The 5363-nt window shown below is 41.7% G+C and carries 8 protein-coding genes; 3 read left to right on the top strand and 5 right to left on the bottom strand.

The features are described from left to right. Window positions 1-142: 142 nt before the first annotated feature. Window positions 143-520 (bottom strand): four helix bundle protein, encoded by a 378-nt coding sequence (locus tag AC4II3_RS30970; protein WP_293068460.1) that lies wholly within the window; start codon window positions 518-520, stop codon window positions 143-145. A gap of 201 nt (window positions 521-721) precedes the next feature. Between AC4II3_RS30970 and AC4II3_RS30965 the strand changes: the two genes are divergently transcribed. Further along, complete coding sequence (locus AC4II3_RS30965; protein ID WP_488016015.1) at window positions 722-868, top strand: hypothetical protein; 147 nt, start codon at window positions 722-724, stop codon at window positions 866-868. Here the strand turns inward: AC4II3_RS30965 and AC4II3_RS30960 are convergent. After that, complete coding sequence (locus AC4II3_RS30960; RefSeq protein ID WP_488016017.1) at window positions 829-1515, bottom strand: TIGR04283 family arsenosugar biosynthesis glycosyltransferase; 687 nt, start codon at window positions 1513-1515, stop codon at window positions 829-831. The two genes, AC4II3_RS30965 and AC4II3_RS30960, sit on opposite strands and share 40 nt — an antisense overlap. Window positions 1516-1677: 162 nt before the next feature. On the opposite strand from AC4II3_RS30960, the gene AC4II3_RS30955 reads away from it, so the two are divergent. Beyond that, window positions 1678-2265 (top strand): IS607 family transposase, encoded by a 588-nt coding sequence (locus AC4II3_RS30955; RefSeq protein WP_488016019.1) that lies wholly within the window; start codon window positions 1678-1680, stop codon window positions 2263-2265. A 275-nt stretch (window positions 2266-2540) separates the two neighbouring features. Here the strand turns inward: AC4II3_RS30955 and AC4II3_RS30950 are convergent, their stop codons facing one another. The 3 genes from AC4II3_RS30950 to AC4II3_RS30940 all read right to left on the bottom strand — a co-directional run bounded on the left by AC4II3_RS30950 (window position 2541) and on the right by AC4II3_RS30940 (window position 4368). After that, window positions 2541-3173: a TIGR04282 family arsenosugar biosynthesis glycosyltransferase gene (locus tag AC4II3_RS30950; protein ID WP_488016021.1), complete on the bottom strand. Its 633-nt coding sequence runs from the start codon at window positions 3171-3173 to the stop codon at window positions 2541-2543. A gap of 174 nt (window positions 3174-3347) precedes the next feature. Then, window positions 3348-3494 (bottom strand): hypothetical protein, encoded by a 147-nt coding sequence (locus AC4II3_RS30945; protein WP_488016023.1) that lies wholly within the window; start codon window positions 3492-3494, stop codon window positions 3348-3350. Window positions 3495-3510: 16 nt separating this feature from the next. Next, entirely contained in the window at window positions 3511-4368 is an 858-nt protein-coding gene (locus tag AC4II3_RS30940) for a ParA family protein (RefSeq protein WP_488016025.1), read from the bottom strand. A 29-nt stretch (window positions 4369-4397) separates the two neighbouring features. Between AC4II3_RS30940 and AC4II3_RS30935 the strand changes: the two genes are divergently transcribed. Continuing rightward, entirely contained in the window at window positions 4398-5291 is an 894-nt protein-coding gene (locus AC4II3_RS30935; RefSeq protein WP_488016029.1) for a ParA family protein, read from the top strand. The last annotated feature ends 72 nt before the right edge of the window (window positions 5292-5363 follow it).

Genomic DNA, 5363 nt, shown 5'->3' with positions numbered 1-5363 from the left:
GGTTCCCCCCATGAGCGACTGCCGTGGTTTCCCCCATGAGCGACTGCATCAAGAACACTATCATAAAACTACTTTTGCGTATAGGTCTACTATCTACTCCTCCCGATTCCCCACTCCCGATTCCCGATTCCCGACTCGGGAATTATGAGTTATCTAGCAATGACCGAATCAGAGAACGTAGCATTCTTCCCAAAGCTTCACACTCATCTATAATCGGATTAATGGCTCCAGAAGTAGCCAGTTTCACTCTGACCGATAAGAAAAGATGGGTTTCCAATTCTTTGAGAGAGCCTTGAGCTATTCTAAGAAATTGAACATATTCTCCTCGATATTCTCGCCCATATCCCTCTGCAATATTAGCAGGAATTGATGCAGCGGCTCTCCTTATCTGTGCAGTCATCCCATACATTTCTTGTTTAGGGAATTCTCTGGTTATAACATAACAACTCTCCGCTACATCCATTCCCTTTTGCCAAACTCGCAAATCTCGATAAGACTGAATTTGATTATAATTGCTCATGCTTCAACTAGAGTTCGGGAATCGGGAGTCGGGAGTCGGGAGTCGGGAATCGGGAGTCGGGAAAATTGGATATACTTCATTACTCCTAAAAATGCGCTTATCCCTTTAGCTTTTGTATACTAAGCGTACCCACTATTTTTTGAAAATCACAAATACAATATCTACCACCCGAAAAATATACCGATTCCCCATTCCCGATTTTTGACTCCCGATTCCCGATTCCGGATTCCGGATTCCCGATTCCGGATTCCCCACTCCCGATTCCCCACTCCCGATTCCCGATTCCCGATTCCCGATTCCCGATTCTTTTATCCTTTTGCCCGACGATACCAACCCACAATCCGGTGAGGAGAAACCCCCAAATGATAAGCAACGATCACCAGTTGGTTAATTAATGTCGTTTTCACAACCCCCAAGGTCTGCCAGCGGCGTCCTGATGTTAAGACAGGTTGACTAAGGATAGTTATTTTACCTAACTTGCGGAGGCGTCGCATCAAGTCAAAATCTTCCATAATCGGTAGATTCAGAAAACCACCAAGGTCTGTAAACACCTTAGTCTTGATAAAGATGGCCTGATCACCGTAGGGCAGGGAGCAAAAACGCGATCGCAAATTCACCATCCGTTCAATCAGCCTTACCCCCCGCAGGTTAGCATCAATGGCTAATTCAAAAGCACCAGCCACGGTGTCATAGTCTTGTAACCCTTGGCGAACTAAGGTATCAAATCCTGTTGGTAAACGGGTATCAGCGTGGAGAAACAGCAGAATATCTCCGGTAGCCACTGCTGCCCCAGCATTCATTTGACTAGCGCGACCGGTACCAGCAGCTATAATCTTAGCACCGAGTGATTGTGCGATCGCAACAGTTTCATCATGACTCCCCCCATCTACCACAATCACTTCCACATTAGACGCTTCCACAACCGTAGCCAAAGTATCAGCTATGTGACTAGCCTCATTGAGAACCGGGATGATAATGGAAATTTTTACTATCACGCAACAGCTTTAGGATTGTTTCTGACAAATTAGCATTCCAGACTAGGAAATAACCAATGTTCCATTCATTTCTATCCATATTTAGACATTTGTTACATTAAAGGACTATAATAAAAGGTAAACTAGATACAAACTCGATTCAAATAAGGTGATAAATCCAACATGTCAGGGTTAACCATTAGTATTGGAGAAGCAGCCAGTGAGCTAGGGGTCTCAGTTAAAACCTTAAGGAGGTGGGCAGACGCAGGAAAGATTAGGTCACAACGTTCTCCCAGTGGCCATCGGCGATTTTATGTAGCCGATATCAAACACATTACACCACGGAATGTCGGTCAGATCGATGATCGCATAACCATTAACTATGCCCGTATTTCAAGTCAAGACCAAAAAGAAGATTTAGTCAAGCAAATCAAGATTTTAGAGTCTTTTAGTACTGCAAATGGTTGGCAGTATGAGACAATTCAAGATTCAGGTGCCGGAATCAATTCCCAAAATAAAGGCTTACAAAAACTGCTCAAGCGCATCATGCAGGGGAATGTTGGCAGAGTTGTCATTACTCACAAAGATAGGCTGCTTAGAGTTAGTGCTGAATTAGTCTTTGCGATGTGTGAAGAATTCAATACAGAAGTAATAATTATCAACAAGTCATCAGAAGACATCAGCCTTGAACAAGAATTAGTCAAAGACATGATGGAGCTGATTACAATATTTTCAGAAAAACTCGATAGTGCTAAGAGTTCTAAAATGTAAGCTATTAGCTATATTGTTTTTATTTGGGTTGTGAATATAGGATTTAAGGTAAAAGGGAACAGGGAACAGGGAACAGGGAACAGTAGTCAAGAGATCCAAGGAGTTTTTACTTTTATAAAATAGTATCATTAATTTTCCGGATCTATTTATAAACGCTATAAACAGGATTTTTTACCGATTACCGATTACCGATTACCGATTCTAAATTGTTTCTATTCTAAATTCTAAATTCTAAATTCTAAATTCTAAATTCTAACTTCCCTACTCCCTACTCCCTACTCCCTACTCCCTACTCCCATCAAATTTGATACTACCCATAGATCCTCTGGGCGGTCAACATCAGTAAGCTCGGAAAGCATCGCCATAGTTAGGTTAAGACTCTTAGCAATATCCACGGTTTGCTGCCAAACCTCAGATGTTCCCCAACTCACTCCCACAAACAACTCTGGAATCAATCGACCTAGACCAACCAGATAGTAGCCGCCATCCTTGGCTGGTCCAAGTACTAAATCATGATTGTCTAGAGCCTCAAATGCCTGATTCATCACCGAACTATTCAAATCGGGACAATCAATACCAATGATCACAACTTTCGTCATGCTTTCCGCAAAGGATAACTCAAAAGCCGTTATGATTCGCTTGCCCAAATCCCCATCACTCTGAGGTTTATAGACCAGATTCGACCCTAACCAATTCTCCATTAGCTGTTGATTACCACCAGCAAAATGGATTTCTACAGACACAGGACGACCAGTTGTTAATTCCTTAACCTGGCCAACAGTATGTTCCGTCATCCGACGTTGAAGGGTTGCCGCACCATCCGCTCCTAAAGCTGGTATCATCCGGGTTTTAGTCTTTCCTGGCTCTGGATAGCGGCTGAAAATAATTAGGCGTTCTGTCACTATCATTATCTAAAGGGAACAGCGGATCTGGGAACAGCGGATCTGGGAATAGGGAGTCGGGAGTCGGGAGTCGGGAGTCGGGAATCGGGAGTCGGGAGTCGGGAACAAGAATTATAACAATTACTACACGGATTGTTATATATAATTTATAATTATATCATGAAAAATAATCTTGATTTATCATAACAGTAAAAACTCCTTGGATCTCTTGACTACTGTTCCCTCTTCCCTCTTACCTCTTACCTGATCCCTACTCCCTACAGATTCGATTCCCGATTCCCGATTCCCGATTCCCGATTTACCATCAATCCTATGTTCACAACTCAAATACAAACCCTATAGTTTACATTCCTATTTTTTCCAAAACTTCTTGGGCAAGAGACCTAAATTCTTCGGAAGCCATAGAATAGGGCTTATAATCCAAAACAGACACAGGAGACGGTATATCCTGATCATCTACTTTTTCAACTTGTTCAGCACATTTTGCCAAATCATCTCGATCGAAAATAACACTCTTCATGACATCAAAGCCATATCGATCGGAAATTGCTTTTATCCGTTTTGGCAAGGTATGTTGTATGAACATGTTATTGGTTGCTATTTTAGAAGGCAGCACTCCCAAGACTTTAAGGGGCGGTTTAATGTTGATTTGTTTTCGATAGCCATTAATAGCTCTGATGAAATCTTTAACATTCAGTAAGCCTTGATTAGAAAAAGGCTTGAGGTCTGAAGGAATGATTAAAAAGTCAGCAGTGATTAAAGCAATTCTGGCATATAAATTCCAAGAGGGTGGGGTATCAATAATTACCACATCATAGTAATTTTTAACATCGTCTAGTTTATCAATCAGCATTAGCAGGCTAAAATCAAGCTGATTCATATCAAGCTCATATTTCATGAGATCGATGTGAGCAGGAACCACATCAATTTCTGGATTGCTGAATTCAGATTTTCTAGCTACTTCCGAGATTGAGAAGAATTCTTCAGATTGCAAAACATGGAGAATATTACAATCTTTGATATCATCAAATGCTTCGTCATGAAATTTAACCAGTCCGGTAGCAAAGGTAGCATTAGCTTGGCTATCAAGATCGATCACAAGCACTTTTTTGCGATTTTTTCGGATAGCTGCCCCTAGGTTAACCACCGTTGTGGTTTTCCCCACGCCGCCTTTGTTATGGTATACTGCAATGACCTTCACGTTATGTTACCTCTTTCTTTTTGTCAAAACTGGGATACACCATTTCCATAGTCAATATGAAAGGCGGTGTTGGCAAGACTACCACCACCGTCAACCTTGCTACCTGTCTTGCCAAAGATTATGGCATGCGAGTATTAATCGTTGATCTCGATACCCAGATTAATGCTACCCTAAGCCTGATGCCTCCAGTCCAATTTGCTAAACTCAAAAAGGAAGACCGAACCTTAAAAAAAATAATTAATCAAGTCATTCAGTCACCGACTCAGGCATATATTCCCGTTGAACAAGCGATTCAGCGCAATATTTGTCGAGTCGATGGACTAGATTTATTGCCAGGGGATATCGAAACTTACAATGATTTTCTACTGGCTGCATTGCTGTTTTCTAAGTCAAAGGATAATCCCCAAGAGTTTGAAAACAACTGGAATCAGCTAGAGAATTATTTAATTAAGCGTGCCCTGGAGCCAGTTCAACAAACCTACGATTTTATTCTATTGGATTTCCCTCCAAGTGAGAATATTATCACTCGTAGTGGAATAATTGCTAGTGATTTTTATCTCATTCCTGCCAAACCAGAACCCTTATCAGTGGTTGGGATTGGCATCCTGGAAGAAGGTCAGATCAAAAAGCTGATAGAAAGCGATCGCTCTGGGATAACCCTGATTGGGATTCTGTTTTTCTCCCTTGGTCACGCCACCAATATGGCTACACAAGTCAAGAACCGATTGACCGATAATTTTGGGAAAGACAAAATTTTTAGTATAGAAATTCCCAGAAATGTTGCAGTTGCCAAAGCTGTGGATGAGTTTCGACCGGTGGTCATCAATGAACCCCAAGCAACTGGAGCCAAAGCCTTGACTCAATTCACTGAAGAATTTATCCAAAAATTATCGAATATTATAACAAATAAATCTAAGAACTAGTTGAGCACAAGGGTGGAATCGGGCATCGGGCATCGGGAGTCGGGAATCGGGCATCGGGAATTGGGAATCGGG

It is taken from the genome of Moorena sp. (genome assembly GCF_982860115.1).
This window is presented reverse-complemented; position numbering and strand designations above follow the sequence as displayed.

Excerpts from the sequence above, each read along its gene's own strand:
- AC4II3_RS30950 (WP_488016021.1), bottom strand. The coding sequence starts at position 3,173 with ATGATAGTGACAGAACGCCTAATTATTTTCAGCCGCTATCCAGAGCCA.
- AC4II3_RS30970 (WP_293068460.1), bottom strand. The coding sequence starts at position 520 with ATGAGCAATTATAATCAAATTCAGTCTTATCGAGATTTGCGAGTTTGG.
- AC4II3_RS30955 (WP_488016019.1), top strand. The coding sequence starts at position 1,678 with ATGTCAGGGTTAACCATTAGTATTGGAGAAGCAGCCAGTGAGCTAGGG.